This window comes from Sciscionella sediminilitoris (assembly GCF_000737195.2).
In the GTDB taxonomy this organism is placed as follows: Bacteria; Actinomycetota; Actinomycetes; order Mycobacteriales; family Pseudonocardiaceae; genus Sciscionella; species Sciscionella sediminilitoris.
Window position 1 is genome coordinate 1 of sequence record NZ_JALM01000027.1, and the last position, 18,817, is coordinate 18,817.

The window sequence follows — 18,817 nt, forward strand, 5'->3', positions numbered from 1 at the left end:
CCCCGGAACCCCCACGGGGCGGGTTTCTGCCGAATCAGCGTGGGCGCGGTGCGTCTGGACCAACGACTTCGGGGCCGCTGATACCGCCGCAGTTTCCGGCTCGGTCGCGGTTTGAGCTGAACCCCTACCGCTCGACATTAAGAGACAGTAGTGTTACCTAATACGGGACATTGTTGTTTCTTATGGAGTGGCCATGGCTGAGGAAGTGGATGCGTTGATCGTCGGCGGCGGGATGAGCGGGCTCTCGTCCGCGCTTTTCCTTGCTCACCACGGGGTTTCCTGGCTGCTGGTGGAACGGCACGAGAACCATTCGGTGCATCCGCGGCTGAGCGGGCTGTTCCCCAGGGTGATGGAGGTGCTGCGCGGCGTCGGTCTGGAGCAGGCGATCCGGAATCTGGATGAGTTCGACGGGAACGGGGGTAGTTTTCTGCGCGCGGAAACCCTTGCCGGGCGGGAGATCGAGTTCAACCCGGACCTCAATGAGGAATCGGACGCGCACACCGTGACCCCGGCACCGGCGGCGATCTGCGATCAGGACCAGGTCGAGCCGCTGTTGCGGTCCCGGGCGGTCGAGCTGGGCGCGGACATCCGGTTCGGCACCGAGCTGACCGCTTTCGACCCGGACGAGGACGGGGTCACCGCGGTGCTCGAGTCCGGTGGCGAGAAGACCACGGTACGGGCGGCCTATCTGCTCGCCTGCGACGGCGACCGGAGCCCGATCCGGGAGCGGCTCGGCATCCACCGTTCCGGACCCGGCGTGCTCGCGCACCAGCTCGGCGTGCTGTTCCGGGCCGACCTCAGCGAGGCGTTGCGCGGAAGGCGGATCCGGATCTGCCTCACCGACCGGCCGCACGGCGGAAGTCTGCACGTTCGGACCGGGAACCGCTGGGGTTTCGGCGTCCGGTTCGACCCGGAACGGGAGCGTGTCGCGGATTTCACCGAAGAACGGTGTGCCGAACTGATCCGCACCGCCAGCGGCCTGCCCGAACTGAAACCGGAAATCCTGCACGTGATGCCCTGGCGGATCTCCGCTTTGCTGGCGGACCATTTCCGGCAGGGCCGGGTGTTCCTGGTCGGCGACGCCGCACACGTGTGGCCGGCCACCGGGGGTTACGCGGGCCAGGCTTGCGTGCTGGACGCGCACAATCTCGCCTGGAAGCTGGCCGAGGTGCTGCGCGGCGCCGCAGGCCCCCGGCTACTGGACAGCTACGAGACCGAACGCAAGCCGGTCGCCGAGGTCAGCACCCGGGACTCGCTGGCGCGCATGGTCTGGTTCCATCGGCGGGCGGCGGACCGGGCCGAGAAGTCGGATTCCGCTCCCACCGGATCACCGGAGGACCACCTGACGGTGGCGATGGGGTACCGCTACCACTCGGCCGCGGTCCTCGGCGGCAGTGATGGAGCGGACCTGTTGGAGAATCCCCGGACGCCGTCCGGCCTTCCGGGCACCCGCGCGCCACACGTGACACTCGGCCGTGACGGGGAACTGCTCTCCACTCTGGACCTTTTCGGCACCGGCTTCGTGCTGCTGGCCGGGGAACAGGGCGAGCCGTGGACGCGGGCCGCGCACGGGCTCAGCGGGGTCACCGGCTACCGGGTCGGCGAAGGCGGCGACCTGTCCGATGTGGACAAGGTATGGGCGGCGAGGTACGGGATCACCGAGGAGGGTGCCGTGCTGGTCCGCCCGGACGGCCACATCGGGTGGCGGGCGATGCGGCAGGGCGGTGCCCCGGAAGTCGAACTGGCTCGCGCGCTGGCGGAAATCCGGGGACGTATCGCGGCATGAGACATCAGAGGACATATCGTTGGCGCCATGCGGGAGAGCGCACGAGGCGAGGAACCGGGCAAGACCCGCCGCCGCGGCCCGGAACTGGTTGCCGCCATTCACCGGGCGGTGCTCGCCGAATTGGCCGAACACGGGTTCCGCGGGCTGACCATGGACGGGATCGGCACCCGCGCGGGTACCGGCAGGGCGCCGCTGTACCGGCGCTGGAAGTCGGTCGAGGAACTGGTGCTGGACACCGTCACGCACGCATTGACCGAACTCGACCGGCCAGCGGACACCGGCGATCTCCGCACGGACCTTCTCGCGCACTTCCGCCGGCTCGCCGACGGCGTCCTCGCCGGTGAGCTCGGCGGTGCACTGCACGCGATCATCGGCGAACGCGCCCGGTATCCGGAGCTGATCGGCGCAATCCGGGACCAGGCGCTGCGGCCGCACCTCGACGCGATTTCCGCGACCGTCCGCGCGGCCGCCCAGCGCGGCGAGCTCGACGAGGCGACAGTCACCGAGCAGGCATGCGCAGCCGGGCCCGCGCTGATCGTGGTGCACAGCCTGATCGGCGACGCGCCACCGGGCGAGGACGAGCTCGCGGACATCGTGGACCACGTGGTGTTGCCGTCACTCGGTTACCGGAAGGACCAACGACGCTAGACGAAACGTCTCACCGTTAGATAATATGTCTACATGCAGGCCGATGAAGTTCCGGACTGGTTGCGACCGGTCGTCCCGGTGTGCGAGGCGCTGGCAGCGTTGCTCGCACCGTACGGCGAGATCGCCGCGCACGACCTGAGCACCGACCGGATCGTCGGGCTGTGGCACCCGATTTCCGGTCGCTCGGTGGGCGATGCGGCGTTGCTGGCCGAGTTACCGGCCGAGATCGGGGACGCCGCGGCCATCGGCCCCTACGAAAAGGTGCTCCCCGATGGACGGCGCATCACCTCGGTGAGCGCGGTGCTGAGCGATCACGAGGGCACCCGCCGCGGTCTGCTCTGCATCAACATGGATCGGTCCCCGCTCGATGAGATCGCTACTCGAGCGGCGCAATTGCTGTCCGCCACCCACGCTCGCCCGGAAGCACTGTTCGCCCGGGACTGGCGCGAGCAAATCGGCCTACGGGTGCGCGAGTTCCGCCAAGAACACGGCTTGCCATCCGGATCGATCCGCCCGAACCTGCGCAGGGAATTGCTCGCGGCGCTGGATGCCGATGGTCTGTTCGCCGTGCGTGGTGCCGCCGAACTCGTCGCCGAGGCCCTCGAGGTGTCCCGGGCAACCGTGTACAACCAGCTCAAGGAAATCCGATCATGACCGATACCGCCACCGGACTGCACCGGCGCCTGCCCGATTTCCGTCTCGAAACACACTTCGCGCAGTGGGAATTCGCGGCCGAGTATCACTTGACCGCCTCGGACGTGGAAACGATGACCATGGCCGAATTGCTCGAACTCGGCACCGAGGACGATCGTGCCGCGCTGGCGGAACTGCCGCTCGGCTACGTCGAGACGCGCGGCGGAGAGTCATTGCGCACGGCGATCGCCGGAACCTATTCCGTCTGCGAACCGGACGACATCCTGGCCTTCGCGGGCGCCGAAGAGGCGCTGTACTGGTCGCTGCAGGTACTCGCGGGCCCCGGTGACCATGTGCTGGTCACCGTACCCAATTATCAAGCCCTGGAACAGATTCCACTGGCTTCCGGCGCTCAGGTCAGCGGTGTCCTGCTGAACGAACACGAGAACTGGCGCCTCGATCTGGACGCCGTCCGCGCGGCACTGCGCCCCGACACCCGGCTGATCGCGGTGAATTTCCCGAACAACCCGACCGGCGCCGTGCCTGATTTGCCGACCTGGCGCGGGTTGCTCGAACTCTGCCAGGAACGCGGTATCCGGCTGCTTTCCGATGAGGCTTACCGCGGGCTCGAATCCGATCCGGAAAAGACCCTGCCACAGGCCGCCGATCTGTCGCCGAACGCGATATCGGTGAACGTGATGTCGAAGTCCTACGGGCTTCCCGGGCTGCGGGTCGGCTGGGTCGCGTGCCAGGATCACGCGGTGCTCGACGCGCTCGAACGGCACAAGCACTACACCTCGATCTGTAATTCCGGCCCCAGTGAACTACTGGCAGGAATCGCGTTACGCGCCGGGGAACAAATCCACGCACGTAACCGCGGCATCATCGCCGAGAATCGGCCGCACTTCGATGCCTTCTTCGAACAGCACACCGATTTCTTCGACTGGCAACCGCCGGACGGTGGCTGCGTCGCCTTTCCGCGCTATCACGGCCCGGACGGCGTGGAAAAATTCTGTGCGCAATTGGTGCACGAAGCGGGAGTGCTGCTGTTGCCCGCGAGCCTGTACCACTCGGCGCTGACCACGACTCCCGGCGACCGCTTCCGGATCGGCATCGGCCGCCGCAACCCCGCTCCGGCACTCGCCGCCCTCGATCGGTTCCTCACGAACTGACAGCGCTCAGAACAGGGTCGCCGGTTCGATCGGCTCCGGTTCGGGCAAGGCGTCGAGGCCGGGCACCAGAGTTCGCACGTCGGCGTGGAAGCGGCGGGCGAGCGCCGGTGCCTCATCGTTGTCCGGGGTGTGCACGAAAACCGTCGGCGACCGGCCCGCACGCAGCCAGTCGGCGACCACCTCGGCCCACGGCAGCCAGCCCTCGATCGTCTCCTCGACCGAGTCCCGGCCGAGGTAGCGGACGATCGGCTGGTCGGTCAGTGCCCGTGTCCTGCGGGGCAGTCGTGGTTTCTTGGCCCAGGCCTCCTGTTCGGCCGCGCTCCTCGGCGGGCTCTGGAAACAGACCGTGGTGTCGAACGGCACCCACTCGGCGTTCGCAGCGGCGAGCGCCCCTTCCAGCAATGAGGTCGCGCCGGGATCGGTGAAAAACCCCGGGTGGCGCACCTCCACGGCCCGCCTGCGGTCGGCGGGGAGCCTGCGCAGGAAACGGCCGAGGGCATCGACATCCGACGGGCCGAACGAGCCGGGCAACTGGGTCCACAGGACCGCCCGGTCACCGAGGGGTTCGATCGCGTCCAGGAACGTCCGCATCTCGGCCTCGACCCCGGCGAACCGGAGCTCGTGTGTGACGACCTTCGGCAGCTTGACCACGAACCGGAAATCGGGGCCGGTCTGCCGCGCCCAGGCAGCGACGGTGTTCCGGGCCGGAGTCGCGTAGAAGGTCGTGTTGCCCTCGACCGCGTTGCACCACCCGGCATAGGCCCGCAGGCGCTCGGCGGCCGGTAGCGACTGCGGCAGGAACCGCCCTGGCCATGCCTTGTGGGTCCACATCGCGCAACCGACATGAAGACGTGCCACTCGCGTCAGCTCCCCTCTGTCGTGAGGGAAAATTACTACCTTCACTCTCGGCCCAGAGAACTGCCGTTGGCGTACCAGTCGAGCACCCGGGGCAGGCCCTTGTGGAGAGTGTCGAAATGCTCGAGCGGACCGAGGTCGGTCAGCGGCACCTCGGCACCGGACCGGCGCAGGCTGCGCTGGCAATGCCGCGAGTTGGTGATCGTCACCTGCGTGTCGCCGTGCGCCGCGAACAAGTGCACCGGCGCACGGGGCCGCCACGAGGAGCAGGTGTCGTCGTTGTCGCGCAAGGCTTTACCGAGCGCGCCGGTCGGGTGCAGCAGCCGATGCAGGTAGGCGGTGGTGAACAGCTCCTGCGGAGTGGACGGCAGCGCGGGGAAGATCGCATTCTCGCTGTGTGTCCCGTCGAACAGGGCCGCCACGGTGCGATCGAACGGTGGCCGGAACACCTCGGCCGGGTCACCGTAGATGTGGTGGATCCTGTTCATGGCAACCGTCCAGTACGCGAGGTAGAAGGCGGCAGCCGCCGGTTCCAGTTCGCCCCTGCCCAGCGCGCCGGGGATCTCGGCCTGCTCGACGTCGAGCGGCCCGCTGATCGGTGCCAGCGCGCCGAGCCGCCACTGTCCCCATCCCGGCTGCAACGCCTTGCCGAGCGCCATGGCCGCGTGCCCGCCCTGCGAGAACCCGGTGACGAACACCGAGTGCCGCAGCATCCGGTGTTGCCCGGCGCTGACCGTGCGGGCTGCATCCAGCATGTCCAGTGAAGCACTCGCCTCGGACGCGGCATCCATATACGGGTGCGGCCCCTCCCCGAGGCCGAGACCGAGGTAGTCCGGGGCGATGGCAGCGTACCCGCGCGAGGCGATCAGCAGCGCCGCACCGCGATCCATATTGGACGCGTCGAGCGAGGCGACGTCGGTGCGACCGGTTCTGGTGCCATGCGTGTACGACACCGCCCGGAGTGCACGGTTTCCGTTGCGGGGCAACACGACAAGCCCACTGGCCACGGTCGGCGCACCGGACACCCCGACCGTCCGGTACCGCACCCGGTAGGCGTCCGCGCCGAACCGGGCGTCGGCGGCGTCGAATCCCGTCCTGCCGAGCCGATCCCGTAACGCGGCGGCATCGAGCGCCTGTACCCGCACGGCATCGAGCAGCTCACCACGGCGCGGGCTCGCCTCGGCGACCGTCCCCGCAGTCACGAACAGAGCACCGGCGCAGACCGCTGCGAGCGAAACACGCACCATCCTCGTCCAGGAAGCCATGCCGACGAAACTAGGCCGCGGAACAGCCGTCTCCCAGCCGGTGCGCCCCAGCTCCACCGGTAGGGCTTTCCCCAGTCACGCACCAATACCAGTCGGTAACATATCGTCGGCGTATCGAAAATCGGATACGTGACGGCAACACGATGCCGTCTTGACTGGGGGCATGCCCTTTAGCGAACCAGCACGAGCGGCGGCGCGCTGCACTCGATCACCGGTGGCCTCGTCGGCTCCGAGCATCCTGGCGTTGGGGATCACGGTCTACGGGTGCGGGCGTGATGAGGCGGTGTCGTTCCGGGAGTTGGCACCGCGCTTCGGCGTTATTCCGACCATTATCGAATCCCCGGTATCCGAGGACAATATCGATCTGTCGTTCGGGAATCGGTGTATCAGTGTCGACCACAAGACGCGTATCACGGATTCCACACTGCGCGCGCTGAGCAAGGCGGGCGTCGTGTACATCTCGACGCGCAGTGTGGGATGCAATCACATCGATGTGGAATACGCGAACAGTATCGGCATTTCGGTGGAGACCATCGCCTATTCGCCGGACAGTGTCGCCGATTACACCTTGATGCTGATGTTGATGGCGGTGCGGAATGCGAAGTCCTCGGTGCTCCGGGTGGCCGAGCACGATTATCGGCTGGGTGAGGTACGCGGACGGGAACTGCGGGACCTGACCATCGGGGTGATCGGGACGGGACGCATCGGCTCCGCGGTCGTGGACCGTTTGCACGGCTTCGGCGCCCAGGTGCTCGCCTACGACAATCATCCCCGGACCTCGGCCGATTATCTCCCGCTCGATGAGTTGCTGCAGTGCAGCGACATCATCACGCTGCACACCCCGCTCGACGCGAGCACGCACCATCTGCTGAACCGGCGGCGCATCGCGGCACTGCGGCCCGGCGCGGTCGTCATCAACACCGGCCGTGGCCCGCTGATCGACACCGAGGCCCTTGTTGCGGCGCTGGAAAACGGGCGACTGGGTGGCGCGGCACTGGATGTACTCGAAGGGGAAGAGGGGATTTTCTACACCGACTGCACCGCGAAACCCGTCGAGAACGAACAGCTACGGAGGTTGCAGCGGCTGCCTCAGGTGCTGATCAGCCCGCACACCGCGTATTACACGGAACACGCACTGAGCGACACCGTGGAGAACTCGATCATCAATTGCCTGAAATTCGCCGGAAGAAAGCAGCACTGGATATGAAGATAGGAATCATTTTCGGGGGACCTTCCGAGGAGCACGCGGTCTCCGTCAAATCCGCGCGGGAGGTCGCGAAGCACCTCGATCCCGCGAAGTACGAGCCGTTCTGGATCGGCATCACCCAGAACGGCGCATGGAAACTCTGCGAGAGCCCGAACGCGGACTGGGAGAACACCGGTCGCCCGGCGATGCTGTCCCCGGACCGGAGCGTCCGCGGGCTGCTCGCACTGGAACAGGGACAGTACCGGCCGATCGCGCTGGATCTGGTGTTTTCCGTGCTGCACGGCAAATTCGGTGAGGACGGCGCGATCCAGAGCTTGCTGGAGCTCTCCGGAATCCCCTACATCGGCTGCGATATCCAGAGTTCCGCGCTGTGCATGGACAAATCGCTCGCCTATCTCGTGGTCGGCGACGCGGGGATCGCCACCCCGGACTTCCAGACCGTGAACTCGAAGGAGGATCTCGATCCGGATCGGCTCAGCTATCCGGCCTTCGTCAAGCCTGCCCGTTCGGGATCCTCGTTCGGTGTCAGCAAGGTCTCGAACAAGGAGGAACTGCCGGGCGCGGTGGAAACCGCACGGCAGTACGACTCGAAGGTGCTGATCGAGGAGGCTGTCGTGGCCACCGAGGTGGGCTGCGCGGTACTGGGCACCGGCCAGGACCTGGCCGTCGGCGAGCTGGACCAGATCCGGCTCTCCCACGGGTTCTTCAAGATCCACCAGGAGGACAATCCGGAAAGCGGTTCCGAGAACTCGACGATCAAAGTTCCCGCCGACGTTTCGGCGGAAACGCGGGAGCGCGTTCAGCAGACGGCGAAAACCATTTATCGTGCCCTGGGCTGCAGCGGGCTCGCGCGGGTGGACATGTTCCTGAAGGGAGACGGCACGGTGCTGCTCAACGAGGTCAACACCCTTCCCGGGCTGACCTCCTACAGCCGGTACCCGCGGATGATGGCCGCCGCCGGGTTGTCGTTCGCCGAGATGATCGACCGCATCGTATCCTCGGCCACGGCGGGTGGTCTCCGATGAACGAGGATTTCGCCTACGTCGACGAGCTCGTCCCCGGAATCCGCTGGGATACCAAGTACGCGACCTGGGACAATTTCACCGGGAAACCCGTCGACGGATACGTGGCCAACCGGATCATCGGCACGAAAGCCTTGTGCGTGGCCCTGGAACGGGCGCAGGAGAAGGCCGCTCCACTCGGGTTCGGCTTGCTCCTCTGGGACGGTTACCGCCCGCAGCGCGCCGTGGACTGCTTCATCGACTGGTCGAAACGACCCGAGGACGGCCGGACGAAATGGCGGCACTACCCGAACATCGACCGGGCCGGAATGTTCGAGGCCGGGTACGTGGCCACCAAATCGGGGCACAGCAGGGGAAGTACCGTCGATCTGACGCTCTATCACCTGGCCACCGGCGAGCTCGCGCCGATGGGCGGTGGCCACGACCTGATGGATCCGGTCTCCCATCACGGGGCACGCGGAATCACGGCGGCCGAGGCGCGGAACCGCGAGCAGCTGTGTTCCATCATGGAGGACTGCGGTTTCGCGCGGTACGACTGCGAGTGGTGGCACTATACATTGCGGGATGAACCGTATCCGGACACGTATTTCGATTTCCCCATCACCTAAGTGATGCACGAAGGTTGCTGCTATGACCGACATCCGCGTGGTGCCGTCGCCAATCGGCTGGCTGAGCTACTGGAATCCACGAATCAGCAGCTGTTCGCCGCGGTCCCGGACGACGACTCCCGTATCGACGGCTACCTCAGCGTCGAACGGCGGCTGCTCCTCGCGGAGGGCGAATACGCCGAGATCACCGGCCTCGTGATCGATTCGGCGGCCCGCCGTTCCAGTATGAGCGAAAGAAGACCTCGCATGTCTACCGTAAGGAGATCTGAACCGTGAACGCACCGCGGATCGTGGTCGCGGGCGGTCATTCGGCAGGGCACATCGAACCCACGATGAATCTCGCCGATGCGGTGCGCAGGCTGGATTCCACCGCGCAGATCACCGCACTCGGCACCACCCGCGGACTGGACACCCGGCTCATCCCGGCCCGTGGTTACCCGCTCGAGCTCATCCCGCCGGTTCCGCTGCCCCGCGCGCTGAACCGCGAACTGCTGCGCACACCGGGCAGGCTGCGCGCTTCGGTGCGTGCGGCCGGGTCGGTGCTCGATCGAGTACGGGCCGAGGCCGTGGTGGGTTTCGGCGGCTATGTGGCGGTCGCGGGCTACCTCGCCGCGCGCAGGCGGGGTCTGCCGATCATCGTGCACGAGGCGAATGCCCGGCCCGGGGTGGCCAACCGCCTGGCGGCCCGGATGACCACGCGGGTGTTCACCGCGGCGCCGAATGTCCGGCTGGCGCACGCCACCGCGATCGGGATTCCGCTGCGCCCGGCGATCACCGGGCTCGACCGCTCCGCGCTGCGCGAGGAGGCCCGGCAGCGGTTCGGTCTGCGCCCGGAAGGACCGGTGCTGCTGGTCACCGGTGGTTCGCAGGGCGCGGGATCGATCAACGACGCGGTGTCCGGGGCGGCCGCCGCACTGCGGGCGGCAGGCGTGCAGGTCCTGCACATCACCGGTCCGCGGCACACGGTCGCGGTCCCGGACGGCGAACCGCCCTATGTGGTCCTCCCCTTCGTCGAGGAAATGCGGTACGCCTACGCCGCCGCCGATTTCGTGGTCTGCCGCTCGGGGGCGATGACCTGCGCCGAACTGGCCGCGATCGGACTGCCCGCCGCGTATGTCCCGCTTCCGCTGCGCGGCGGCGAACAACGGCGCAATGCCGAATCGGTGGTCACGGCCGGTGGGGCACTGCTCGTCGAGGACGGCGAACTCGACCGGGCCTGGATCGAGCACACGCTGATCCCGGTACTCACCGATCCCGGGCGGATCGCGGCGATGTCGGCGCACGCCTCGGCGGCCGGGGCACCCGATGCGGATCTCGTCCTGGCCCGGCACGTGCTGGACGCGGTCGCCGAACGGCGTGGCTCCCGCTGATCCTCAGCTGCCACCGCGCGGGGCCGCCACCGGGAGCTGTACCCGGACCCGGAGCCCGCCCGCGGGCAGCGCGGCGAGATCGAGGACCCCGCCGTGGGCCCGGGTGATGCTGTTGACGATGGCCAGGCCGAGCCCGACGCCCGCATGATCGGTGCGAACACGCCTCGACCCGCGCTGGAACGGTTCGAGAAGCGTGGAAACCACGTGTGGCTCGAGTTTCTCCCCGGTGTTCTCCACGGTGAGCAGCACCGCCTTGGGGTGCACGCTGGTCCGCACCGAAACGATGCCCTCCGCGGGCAGGTTGTGCACGATCGCGTTGTGCACCAGGTTCGTGGTCAGTTGCAGCAGCAGCGCATACGAACCGAAGGTCGGGGCGATCTCGCCGGAGGTCTCGAGGGTGACCCCACTCTTCTCCGCGAGCGGGAGCAGGGTTTCGGTGGCTTCCTCGGCCACCAGGGACAGGTCGACGGGTTCCCTGCTGAACGACCCCCGGTCGGCGCGGCTGAGCAGCAGCAGCGCCTCGGTGAGGTCGATCGCCTGTGCGTTGACGAACCGCAGGCGTTCGATGAGTTCGCCGGTATCGTGGTCCGGGTCGTTGCGCGCGACGTCGAGCAGGGTCTGGGTGACCGCCAGTGGGGTGCGCAGTTCGTGCGAGGCGTTGGCGGCGAACCGCTGCTGTTCGGCGACATGCGCTTCGAGCTGGGCGAGCATGGTGTCGAAGGCATCGGCGAGTTCGCGGAACTCGTCGTTGCGGCCCTCCAACTGGATTCGGTGCGCCAGCGAACCGCTCGCGGCCTTCCGGGTGGCGTTCGTGATCCGGGTCAGCGGGGCGAGCATCCGCCCGGCGAGAAACCAGCCACCCACGAGCCCGAACACCAGCAGGAAGACCATCGCCAGGGCCGCCTTGGGGCCGAAGGCGTCCACCAGATCGCCGCGGTTGGGGCCGGCGCTGAACTGCGCGTGGTAGGGCACATAGCGCAGCAGGAACACCCACACCACCGCCAGCAGCAAACCACCCGCCAGCATCAGGAATCCGGCGTAGCTGAGGGTGAGCTTGAGCCGAGCGCTCAGCCCGCGTTCCCTATCCATCCGATTCCCCGGTGTCGATGCGGTAGCCGACCCCGGGAACCGTGGCGATGAGCCAGGGTTCGCCGAGCCGTTTGCGCAGCGCCGAAACCGTGATGCGCACGGCATTGGTGAACGGGTCGGCGTTCTCGTCCCAGGCGCGCTCCAGCAGTTCCTCGGCGCTGATCACCCCGCCCTCGGCGGCGACGAGCACTTCGAGCACCGCGAACTGTTTCCTGGTCAGCCCGACATAGCGGCCGTCCCGGTAGACCTCGCGGCGGAACGGGTCCAGCCGTAGTCCGGCGATCTCGCGCACCGGCGGCCGGTTGTGCGCCCGCCTGCGATCCAGCGCCCGGAGCCGGAGCACGAGTTCGCGCAGTTCGAACGGCTTGGTGAGATAGTCGTCCGCGCCGAGTTCGAACCCGGTCTCCTTGTCGTCCAGCCGATCGGCCGCGGTGAGCATCAGAATCGGCATACCACTGCCCGAGGCGACGATCCGCTTCGCGATCTCGTCCCCGGAGGGCCCGGGAATGTCCCGGTCCAGCACGGCGATGTCGTAGGCGTTGATGCTCAGCAGTTCCAGGGCGGTGTCACCGTCCCCGGCGATGTCCGCGGCGACCGCTTCCAGGCGCAGGCCATCACGAATCGCCTCTGCCATATAGGGCTCGTCCTCGACGATCAGCACACGCACACCCTTGATGCTACGAGCCGAGGCATATCGGTGGCATATCGAAAATCGGATACGCGCCGGCAACGCGGAACCGCCTTGACTCAGCGGTATGACTCAAGTGCGAACGAAAACCCCGGGCATTACCGTCTTCGATGACGACACTCCGACCGTGGCCAACCTCGATCCGGCACTGCTCGCCGCCCTGCGCGAGGCCGCCATCGCCGCCGAGGAGGAGGGCATCGAACTCCGGGTCAACAGCGGCTGGCGGACACCCGAACACCAGAACCGCCTGCGCCGCAAGGCCGTTTTCAAGTACGGCTCGGCGAGGGAAGCAGCCCGATGGGTCGCCACCGCGGAAACCTCGGCGCACGTATCCGGGCACGCGGTCGATGTCGGGCCGCCGCACGCCGCGGCGTGGCTTTCCGAGCATGGCGCCGAGTACGGCTTGTGCCGGATCTACCGCAACGAACCCTGGCACTTCGAACTGCGCCCGGAAGCCATCGAGCACGGTTGCCCGCCGCTGTACGCCGACCCTTCGCAGGATCCGCGGATGCACCGCTAGATTCAGCCGGGCAGCTGTGCCCCATCCGCGAAATCGGTGGACCGGGTCAGCTCGCTCCATTCCTGGATTTCCCGGTCCACGGCGGCGCGGCCGGTGGTGACCAGGCGCAGCGCATCGGAACCGAGCAGCAGATGCGCGGGCGGATTCGGCGCCTCGATGATCTTCAGGATCGCTTCGGCCGCCTGCTCCGGGTCACCGAGCTGGTTCCCGCTCGCCGCGATCCGGTGTTCCCGGATGGGGTTCATGACCTCGTCGTAGTCCGGAATGGACCGTTCGGTGCGGGTCATCGACCGACCGGCCCAGTCGGTGCGGAAGGATCCCGGCGCCACCGCGGTGACGTGGATACCGAGGTGCGCGACCTCCTTGCCGAGCGTTTCCAGAAGTCCCTCGAGGGCGTACTTGCTGCCCTGGTAGAAGGCGGTGCCGGGCACCGTGATCAGGCCCGCCATCGAGGTGACACCGAGGATGTGCCCGCGCCCGCGACGGCGCATGTGCGGCAGCACCGCCTTGACGGTGGCCACCGCGCCGAACACGTTCACCGCGAACTGGGCGCGCAGTTCGGCCATCGTGGATTCCTCGAAAACGCCCTCGTGCCCGTATCCGGCGTTGGCGATCGCGATGTCGATGGGCCCGATGGTCTCCTCGATCTCATCGACCGTGCGGAACACCGCCTCGTCGTCGGTGATGTCGAGGGTGCGGGCAAGCGAACGCCCGGGAGTCATGGCCGCGAATGCCTCGGCGTCGGCCGGTGTGCGCACGGTGCCGACCACGGTGTGCCCCGCGGCGAGCGCTCCTTCGGCGAACGCCCGGCCGAAGCCCGAGCTGACACCGGTGATCAGGAAGGTCTTTGCGTTGCTCATGCACAAAGTCTACACACTGTCGAAAAAACTCGTCATCCTGTTTATTATTCTCGACATGTAGTACAATACGGTCGATGGGTGAGACGAAAGACGTGCGCAGGCGGCGCAAGGCGGCACCGAGCAAAGGAGACCTGCGCGAACAGGCGATCCTCGACGCGGCCGAACGGCAGCTGAGCGAGGACGGGCTGGACGGCATGACCGTCGAAACCATCGCGAAGGCGGCCGGGATCACCCGCGGCGCCCTCTACTTCTACTTCGGCTCCAAGAACGACGTGCTCGCCGCGCTCGTGGAGCGCACCGTGTCCACCTTGCACGCCGACGTGACCAGTGCCGCGGACGACAGCACACCCGGCGAGGCCCTCCGGGAAGGAGTCCGGCAGACCGCGCAGATGTGGCGCGAGCACGGCACGGTGATGCGCGCCGCCATCGAACTGTCCCCGGTGGTCCCGGCGATCGACAAGGCATGGCGCCCGGCAGTGGCCGCGGTCGCCGTCGCCACCCGCAATATCGCCGAGCAGGCCGGGGTCCCCGCAGGAAACGGCCCACAGGAGGCCGCCGCACTCACCGCCGCGCTGGTGTGGATGACCGAGCGCAGCTTCTATCAGGCCACGGTGACCGGCGGCTCGCTCGAGGACACGGCGGCCACCCTGACCCACCTCTGGCTCACGGCGCTGCGCATCGACGCGTAGCTGTCAGGCGCATGGCGGTCCCGTGACAGCGCGGGCCTCGATGGTGGCCGCATGCAACCCGACTCGATCACGCAACCGGTCGCCGTTCCGCGCGGCCTGCCCACCGAACGCGATGCGGGCCCCTTCGACCCGCCGAGCCAGCTCACCCGGCTGCGCACGGCGCGTCCGGTCAGCCCCATCGTCATGCCGGACGGCCACCAGGGCTGGCTCATCACCGGCTATGAGGCGGCCCGGCAGGTACTCGCGGACACCCGGTTCAGTTCCCGCCTGGACCTCGGCATCATCCACATGCCCTACGAAACCCCCGGCATGCCCGAGCAGACCGAACCGAACCCGCCGACACCCGGCCTGTTCGTCGCCATGGATCCGCCCGGCCACACCCGGATGCGGCGCAAGCTGACCGGTGCGTTCACGGTGAAGCGGATGAAAAGACTCGAGGAACAGATCATCGAGATCACCGAACGGCAACTGGACGAGCTGGCCAGCCGAACCCCACCGGTGGACCTGGTCCAGGAATTCGCCCTGCCGGTGCCCTCACTGGTGATCTGCGAGCTGCTCGGTGTCCCCTACGCGGACCGGGAAACCTTCCAGGCCAATGCCGCCCGGTTCATGGTCCGGGATGTGAGCCTCGAGGACAAGATGGCCGCGACCGGGGCGATGACCACGTATCTGGCCGAGCTGGTCACCCGCAAACGCGCCGAACCGGGCGAGGACATCCTCTCCGATCTCGCCCGCCATGCGGATCTGACCATCGAGGAACTGACCAACGCCGCTTTCCTGCTGCTGCTCGCCGGGCACGAGACCACCGCCAATATGCTCGGCCTCGGCACCTTCGCACTTCTGGAGAACCCGGATCAGCTGGCCGAACTGCGCGCCGATCCGGAACTGCTTCCCGGAGCCGTCGAGGAACTCATGCGCTATCTGTCCATTGCGGACATCTTCTACCGCTACGCTACCGAGGACATCGTGCTCGGCGGGGAAAAGATCGTCGAAGGCTCGACCGTGGTCCTTTCCCTGCTGACCGCCAATCGCGATCCGCACCGGTTCGCGAACCCCGACACCCTGGACGTCCACCGCACGGCGCGCGGTCACCTTTCCTTCGGGCACGGCATCCACCAATGCCTCGGTCAGCAACTGGCCCGGGTCGAGATGCGCGCCGGTTTCTCCGGGCTGTTGCGCCGGTTCCCGGATCTCGAACTCGCCGTTCCCGCGGCCGAGGTGAAACTGCGGACCGATATGAACGTCTACGGCGTGCACGAACTCCCGGTCAGCTGGACGAGCCGAGCGTGACCCCGGCCAGCCGAACCCAGTCGGTTCGGCCTCCGGCCCGTGTCGCCTCGGCGAACTCCTCCTCGCCGAGCCGATCCCGCACGGCCCGTTCGATCCTGGCCGCGTCCGGGCGGGATCGATCCGATATCCCGCACACCCCGGCGCTCGCCCCGAGCAACCGGGCGGCCTGCTCGTACTCTTCCTCGCGCAGCGCCAGGTCCGCGATCCCGACGAGTACCTGCGCGATCTGCGGTGCGTGGCCGCCATCGGATACCGCGCGGAAGGCCGCGATCCGGTGCTTCCGCGCCGTGTCCGGTTCCTCGGCGAGATAGCCGAGCAGATCCTGGGTCAGCACGTGGATGTTCTGTTCCGCCTCCGCGCCGAGCGTGACTCGCGCGATGTCGAGTTGTTCCCGCGCCTGCCCGGAATCACCGCACCAGCGCGCGAGTTCCGCTTTCGCCAGGGCCAGCTCGGCGAGCGCGTTCGGCCAGGCCACCCGTTCCGCATGCCGCTGCGCCTCGGCCATGGCTGCCGTGCTCGCTTCCTGATCCCCGGCAAGCCAGTACAGCTGGGCCTGCCGCGACCGCATCGATACGACATCCTCGACCGCACCGACCTCGGTGACCACCGCGATCGCCTGCTCGTAGTGCTCGCACGCAGCGGCGAACTCCCCGCGCATGGCGAGCCGATCGGCCAGCTCGGCCAGTGCGAACGAGGTTCCCCACCGGTCGCCGAGCGCGCTGAACTCGGTGCGGGCCTGCTCCAGGTATGTGTCCACATCGGATTCGTCCCGGCCGAGCACGATCCGCATCTTGCCGAGCTGGAGCCGGGAAAGGGCGCGCACCCATGGATCCTCGTGCTCGAGCAACGGTTCGAATGCGGACAGGAACGCGTCCGGACCGTGCAACAGGCGCTCCAGGGCGACCACGAGCACCACGGCCGGATGCGGGTTCCGGACTCGACTGCTGATCTCGAAAACCTGGCGGATCCAGTCCTGCGCCTGCTGCGCGTCGGCGCGCCCGGAGGTCAGGAATCCCGCGACGAACGCATAAACCGCGGCCCGGACCTCGCCGGGCAGCTCGGTCGCCGCCATGAGCAGCTCGCCGCCCTCGAGCTTGTGCCCGGCGAGCCACCAATACCAGCCGGAGGCCGCGGCCAGGCGCATCGCCGAGTGCGCTTCGCCCGCCCCGAGCGCGCCACGCATCGCCGAGACGATGTTGTGGTGCTCGATCTCGAGCGCGGCAAGCCATTCCAGCTGTCCGGCACGGCGAAGATGCGGTTCCGCAGTTTCGGCGAGTTCGGTGAAGTAGGCAAGATGCTTGCGGCGCAACAGATCCGACTCCCCCGATTCCGTGAGCCGCTGCGCGGCGTACTCCCTGACCATACCGAGCATCCGGTACCTCGGCGCCCGTTCCCCGGCGGATTGCACCAGGGATTTCTCGGTCAGCGTGGTCAAGGATTCGAGTGCATTCCCGCCACAGACCCGCTCGGCCGCTTCCAGGCTCACACCGCCGGAGAACACCGAAAGCCTGCGCAGCACCAGCTGTTCGGCCTCGGTGAGCAGTTCCCAGCTCCAGTCGATCACCGCGCGCAGCGTCCGGTGCCGCGCCAATGCGGTGCGACTGCCACTGGTCAGCAGGCGGAACCGGTCATCGAGGCGATCGGCGAGCTGTTCCAGGGACATGGTGCGCAACCTGGCCGCAGCCAGTTCGATCGCCAGCGGAATCCCGTCCACCGCACGGCAAACGCGCGCGAGGGCCGAGAGGGTCGGCAGATCTGCGGTGAGGTCCCTGCGCACCGCACCCGCCCGGTCCCACAACAGGCGGACCGCGGGCGAGCGCTCCAGTTCGCCGATGTCCGCATCTTGCCCCGGCAGGGCAAGCGGTTCCACCGGCCACAATCCCTCACCGGTGATGCCGAGCGGTTCCCTGCTCGTCGCCAGAATTCGCAGCCGTCGGCACTCGCCGAGCGCCCGCTGCGCGAACGCCGCCGCCGACTCGATCACATGCTCGCAGTTGTCCAGAATCAGCACCATCGCCCGCTCGCGGGCCGCGGCGATGAACCGATCCATCGGCTCCGCTCCCTTGGCCTCGCCGAGCAGCGAATCCCGTAGCCCGAGCGCACCGAGTGCCGACTGCGCCACGTCATCCGCCGCACCGATCCCCGCGAGCTCCACCAGCCAGGCTCCGTCCGGCAGATCACCGAGCAAGGTACGCGCGATTTCGGTGGCCAGTCTGGTCTTTCCCGAACCACCCGGCCCGATCAGCGTGGTCAGCCGATGCTCCGCGAGGAACTCGCGAACCGCGGCGAGTTCGGTGTCCGCGCCGATGAAACTGGTCAGCTCCGCACGCAGATTCGTCCTCCGGCTGTCTTCCGGTGCACCGAGCTCACCTCGGAGCAGCGCGGTGTGCAGTGCGGACAGCTCCGGAGACGGATCCACGCCGAGCGCATCGGCAAGGGCTTCCCGCGTGCGCTGGTACACCAGCAGCGCCTCGGTCCCCCGGCCCGCTGCGGCGAGTGCCCGCAGCAACGCACCGGCCAGCCGCTCCCGTAGCGGATGCGCGGCCACCAGATCGGTCAGTTCCCCGGCCAGTTCCGCGCCGTGCCCCAGACCGATCTCCGCGTCGAACCGGTCCTCCAGCGCGGTCAGCCGCAGCCCTTCCAGTCGCGCAGCGGCCGCGTCCAGCGCCGCACTGTCCGGCAACCCGACGTCCTGCATGGCCGCACCACGCCACAGCGCAAGGGCCTCGCGCAACAGCTGAACCCGCCGCGGATCATCGTCATCGCGGGCCTGGGCCAGCAGCCGTTCGAACCACGCCGCGTCCACGGCATCGGGTTCCACCTCGAGCCGATAGCCGTCCGCCCGCCCCTCGACGGAACCGTCCGGCAACACCTTCCGCAGCCGGGAAACCAGACGTTGCAGCGCATTCGCCACATCGGCGGGCGGACGCTCACCCCAGATCCAGTCCACCAGCTTCCCCTTCGGGACCACGTGACCCGGTTCGAGCGCGAGGGCGACAAGCAAGGCACGCAGCCGGGCACCCGGCACCTCGGTCAGGGCACCGTCGTCCGTACGAACCTCGAACGGTCCCAGGATCCCGATCTGCACCCGGTCGATTCTGGCACGAGTGGGCGC

The 18,817-nt window shown here is 67.8% G+C and carries 18 protein-coding genes; 12 read left to right on the plus strand and 6 right to left on the minus strand.

Annotated features, from left to right (window positions below; translation table 11 throughout):
* The first annotated feature begins 193 nt into the window (after positions 1 to 193).
* The 4 genes from AD72_RS13180 to AD72_RS13195 are packed head-to-tail and all read left to right on the plus strand — an operon-like array spanning position 194 to position 4,239.
* Positions 194 to 1,786 (plus strand): FAD-dependent monooxygenase, encoded by a 1,593-nt coding sequence (locus AD72_RS13180; RefSeq protein WP_037345692.1) that lies wholly within the window; start codon positions 194 to 196, stop codon positions 1,784 to 1,786.
* Between the two features lie 27 nt (positions 1,787 to 1,813).
* Positions 1,814 to 2,434, plus strand: coding sequence for a TetR/AcrR family transcriptional regulator (locus AD72_RS13185; protein WP_037345696.1), 621 nt, complete (start codon positions 1,814 to 1,816; stop codon positions 2,432 to 2,434).
* A gap of 33 nt (positions 2,435 to 2,467) precedes the next feature.
* Positions 2,468 to 3,088 (plus strand): helix-turn-helix transcriptional regulator, encoded by a 621-nt coding sequence (locus AD72_RS13190; RefSeq protein WP_031466779.1) that lies wholly within the window; start codon positions 2,468 to 2,470, stop codon positions 3,086 to 3,088.
* Positions 3,085 to 4,239 carry an aminotransferase class I/II-fold pyridoxal phosphate-dependent enzyme gene (locus tag AD72_RS13195; protein ID WP_031466780.1) on the plus strand — a complete coding sequence of 385 codons (1,155 nt, stop codon included), beginning with the start codon at positions 3,085 to 3,087 and terminating at the stop codon, positions 4,237 to 4,239. Before AD72_RS13190 ends, AD72_RS13195 begins: the two co-directional genes overlap by 4 nt.
* 6 nt (positions 4,240 to 4,245) lie before the next feature.
* Here the strand turns inward: AD72_RS13195 and AD72_RS13200 are convergent, their stop codons facing one another.
* Both AD72_RS13200 and AD72_RS13205 read right to left on the minus strand, forming a co-directional pair.
* Complete coding sequence (locus tag AD72_RS13200) at positions 4,246 to 5,070, minus strand: DUF72 domain-containing protein (protein WP_031466781.1); 825 nt, start codon at positions 5,068 to 5,070, stop codon at positions 4,246 to 4,248.
* Between the two features lie 68 nt (positions 5,071 to 5,138).
* Positions 5,139 to 6,296 carry an alpha/beta hydrolase family protein gene (locus AD72_RS13205; protein WP_156365172.1) on the minus strand — a complete coding sequence of 386 codons (1,158 nt, stop codon included), beginning with the start codon at positions 6,294 to 6,296 and terminating at the stop codon, positions 5,139 to 5,141.
* A gap of 298 nt (positions 6,297 to 6,594) precedes the next feature.
* Between AD72_RS13205 and AD72_RS13210 the strand changes: the two genes are divergently transcribed.
* Genes AD72_RS13210 through AD72_RS13230 form a run of 5 tightly spaced genes read left to right on the plus strand, consistent with a single transcriptional unit; the run spans position 6,595 to position 10,566 of the window.
* Positions 6,595 to 7,566, plus strand: a complete 972-nt coding sequence (locus AD72_RS13210) for a D-isomer specific 2-hydroxyacid dehydrogenase family protein (RefSeq protein ID WP_063890744.1) — start codon at positions 6,595 to 6,597, stop codon at positions 7,564 to 7,566.
* The gene (vanA, locus tag AD72_RS13215; RefSeq protein ID WP_031466784.1) at positions 7,563 to 8,591 is read left to right on the plus strand and encodes a D-alanine--(R)-lactate ligase; all 1,029 of its coding nucleotides are present in this window, start codon (positions 7,563 to 7,565) and stop codon (positions 8,589 to 8,591) included. Before AD72_RS13210 ends, vanA begins: the two co-directional genes overlap by 4 nt.
* A complete protein-coding gene (gene vanX / locus AD72_RS13220) occupies positions 8,588 to 9,196 on the plus strand; it encodes a D-Ala-D-Ala dipeptidase VanX (protein ID WP_031466785.1) in 609 nt (202 codons plus the stop codon). Before vanA ends, vanX begins: the two co-directional genes overlap by 4 nt.
* Positions 9,197 to 9,199: 3 nt before the next feature.
* Positions 9,200 to 9,472, plus strand: a complete 273-nt coding sequence (locus AD72_RS13225) for a hypothetical protein (RefSeq protein WP_156365173.1) — start codon at positions 9,200 to 9,202, stop codon at positions 9,470 to 9,472.
* Positions 9,469 to 10,566: a UDP-N-acetylglucosamine--N-acetylmuramyl-(pentapeptide) pyrophosphoryl-undecaprenol N-acetylglucosamine transferase gene (locus tag AD72_RS13230; protein ID WP_031466787.1), complete on the plus strand. Its 1,098-nt coding sequence runs from the start codon at positions 9,469 to 9,471 to the stop codon at positions 10,564 to 10,566. Before AD72_RS13225 ends, AD72_RS13230 begins: the two co-directional genes overlap by 4 nt.
* A 3-nt stretch (positions 10,567 to 10,569) precedes the next feature.
* Here the strand turns inward: AD72_RS13230 and AD72_RS13235 are convergent, their stop codons facing one another.
* The gene (locus AD72_RS13235; protein ID WP_031466788.1) at positions 10,570 to 11,655 is read right to left on the minus strand and encodes a sensor histidine kinase; all 1,086 of its coding nucleotides are present in this window, start codon (positions 11,653 to 11,655) and stop codon (positions 10,570 to 10,572) included.
* The gene (locus AD72_RS13240) at positions 11,648 to 12,322 is read right to left on the minus strand and encodes a response regulator transcription factor (protein WP_031466789.1); all 675 of its coding nucleotides are present in this window, start codon (positions 12,320 to 12,322) and stop codon (positions 11,648 to 11,650) included. The genes AD72_RS13235 and AD72_RS13240 overlap by 8 nt, the downstream gene beginning before the upstream one ends.
* An 88-nt stretch (positions 12,323 to 12,410) precedes the next feature.
* Between AD72_RS13240 and AD72_RS13245 the strand changes: the two genes are divergently transcribed.
* Entirely contained in the window at positions 12,411 to 12,863 is a 453-nt protein-coding gene (locus AD72_RS13245) for a M15 family metallopeptidase (protein WP_037345703.1), read from the plus strand.
* A gap of 2 nt (positions 12,864 to 12,865) precedes the next feature.
* Here the strand turns inward: AD72_RS13245 and AD72_RS13250 are convergent, their stop codons facing one another.
* On the minus strand, positions 12,866 to 13,723 hold the full coding sequence (locus tag AD72_RS13250) for an oxidoreductase (protein ID WP_031466791.1): 858 nt from the start codon (positions 13,721 to 13,723) through the stop codon (positions 12,866 to 12,868).
* A 74-nt stretch (positions 13,724 to 13,797) separates the two neighbouring features.
* On the opposite strand from AD72_RS13250, the gene AD72_RS13255 reads away from it, so the two are divergent.
* On the plus strand, positions 13,798 to 14,412 hold the full coding sequence (locus AD72_RS13255; RefSeq protein ID WP_031466792.1) for a TetR/AcrR family transcriptional regulator: 615 nt from the start codon (positions 13,798 to 13,800) through the stop codon (positions 14,410 to 14,412).
* A 51-nt stretch (positions 14,413 to 14,463) separates the two neighbouring features.
* Positions 14,464 to 15,702, plus strand: a complete 1,239-nt coding sequence (locus AD72_RS13260) for a cytochrome P450 (protein WP_197284960.1) — start codon at positions 14,464 to 14,466, stop codon at positions 15,700 to 15,702.
* On the opposite strand, the gene AD72_RS13265 is transcribed toward AD72_RS13260, so the two are convergent.
* Positions 15,680 to 18,790 (minus strand): ATP-binding protein, encoded by a 3,111-nt coding sequence (locus tag AD72_RS13265; RefSeq protein WP_031466794.1) that lies wholly within the window; start codon positions 18,788 to 18,790, stop codon positions 15,680 to 15,682. The genes AD72_RS13260 and AD72_RS13265 overlap by 23 nt on opposite strands.
* Positions 18,791 to 18,817 lie beyond the last annotated feature (27 nt).